The following is a 1,976-nucleotide window of genomic DNA, read 5'->3' on the forward strand; positions in this document are numbered from 1 at the left end:
CCGCTGCGCACCGCGGTCGCGGGGCGCGGCGGCACCGCCGGGCGGGCGGGCTGGACCGTCCTGGCTCCCGGCCCCGGCGCCGCCGCCGTGCCCGCGCCGGACTCCTCGCAGGTCAACGACGCCAGCGTCGTGCTGCTGGCCGAGGTCTCCGGCGTGCGGGTGCTGCTGACCGGCGACCTGGAGCCCGAGGGGCAGCGCCGGCTGCTGCGCTCGGCCGGCTCCTGGCCCGGCGGGGCGGTCGTGGACGTCGTCAAGGTCGCCCACCACGGCTCCGGCCGGCAGGAGCCGGGGCTGTACGCGGCGCTGCGCCCGCGGGTGGCGCTGGTGGAGGTCGGCGCCGCCAACGACTACGGCCACCCCGCCGCCCCGACCCTGGCGCTGCTGGCGGGCCTGGGCGCGCGGACCCTGCGCACCGACCGCGACGGCGACGTCGCGGTCGCCGGCACCGCGGGGCGGCTGCGCACCCTGGTGCGCGGCCCGGACGCGCGCGAGGCCGAGCGCCGCGCCCGCTACTCCGACGGGTGAGGCGGCGACGCGCTGCCCGCGGCCCCCGGCGGCCGCCGGGTCACCGGGTTACCGGGTCACCGGGTCACCCCCTCCGCGCCGCGCGCCGAGCCCTCCCGCAGGTCCACCACGACGTCCTGCCGCTCCTCGTCCTGCTGATCCTCGGACCCGGCCGGGTGCCCGTGGGCCGCGCTCAGCTCGCGCACCCGCCGCGCCAGCAGGTGCCGCAGCTCCGGCACCCCCTCGCCGGTCAGCGCGGACACCGCGGGGGCGCCGGGGTACGCGCGGCGCAGCGCGTCGACCCACTCCGCCGGGGCGACGTCGACCTTGTTGAGCACGAGGACCTCCGGCAGGTGCGAGGCGCCGATCTCGTGCAGCACCCCGCGCACCGTGGTCACCTGCGCCATGGCGTCCGGCGCGCTCGCGTCCACGACGTGCACGACGAGGTCGGCGCCGACGACCTCCTCCAGCGTGGAGCGGAAGGCGTCGACGAGCTGGTGCGGCAGGTTGCGCACGAAGCCGACCGTGTCGGTGACGGTGAACGCCGAGCCGTCGACGACGAGGCGGCGCACCGTGGGGTCCAGCGTCGCGAACAGCTCGTCGCGCACCTCCACCTCCGCGGCGGTGAGGCGGTTCAGCAGCGCCGACTTGCCCGCGTTGGTGTACCCGGTGATCGCCACGGAGGGCACCCGGTCGCGCTGGCGGCGGGTGCGGGTGCGCTCGCGCCGGGCGGCGATGTCGCGGGTGCGCCGGCGCAGCTCCCCGGCGCGGCGGCGCAGCCGGCGCCGCTCGGACTCCAGCCGCATCTCGCCCGGCCCGCGCACGCCGATCCCGGCGCCGCCGGCCACGCGGCCGCCGCCGATGCGCGACATCTGCGCGCCCCGCCCGCGCAGCCGCGGCAGCTGGTAGGCGATCTGCGCCAGCTCCACCTGGGTGCGGCCCTCGCTGCTGCGGGCGTGCTCGGCGAAGACGTCGAGGATGAGCGCGGTGCGGTCCACCACCCGCGCGCCGGTGCGCTCCTCCAGGGTGCGCACCTGGGCGGGGGAGAGCTCGTCGTCGCACACCACCAGCGAGGCGCCGGTGCGTTCCAGCACCTCCTGCAGCGTGCGCACCGTCCCGGACCCCACGTACGTGGCGGGGTCGGGGTGCTCGCGCCGCTGCACGACGGTGTCGGCCACGGCCACCCCGTCGGTGTCGGCCAGGCGCGCCAGCTCCGCCAGCGACGCCTCCACGTCGACGTCGCCGTCGTCGACGGCCACCAGCACCGCCAGCGGCGGGGCGGCGTCCGTCCTGCCGCCGGGGCCGAGCAACCAGGTTCCCGCCACGGGGAGCTCCTCGCAGGTCCGCTCCCGCCCGGGCGTCCACCGCGCAGGAGCCTCGTGGGCCGCGGTTCGACCTCGCGCTCGACGCTAGACCGCCACCACCGGGTGCGCACCCGCGGCGGCGGCGCGCGGTCGGGGCGCGGTCGGGGG

At 79.0% G+C, this 1,976-nt stretch carries 2 protein-coding genes; one reads left to right on the forward strand and one right to left on the reverse strand.

The genetic code is table 11. The features are described from left to right. A partial coding sequence (locus GTR00_RS19875) for a ComEC/Rec2 family competence protein (RefSeq protein WP_240900678.1) occupies positions 1–525 on the forward strand: 525 nt, incomplete at its 5' end. Positions 526–581: 56 nt separating this feature from the next. Here GTR00_RS19875 and hflX read toward each other — a convergent pair. Continuing rightward, positions 582–1,829: a GTPase HflX gene (gene hflX, locus GTR00_RS19880; RefSeq protein ID WP_166613276.1), complete on the reverse strand. Its 1,248-nt coding sequence runs from the start codon at positions 1,827–1,829 to the stop codon at positions 582–584. Between the last annotated feature and the right edge of the window lie 147 nt (positions 1,830–1,976).

The sequence above is a fragment of the Kineococcus indalonis genome, from assembly GCF_009906395.1.
GTDB lineage: Bacteria > Actinomycetota > Actinomycetes > Actinomycetales > Kineococcaceae > Kineococcus > Kineococcus indalonis.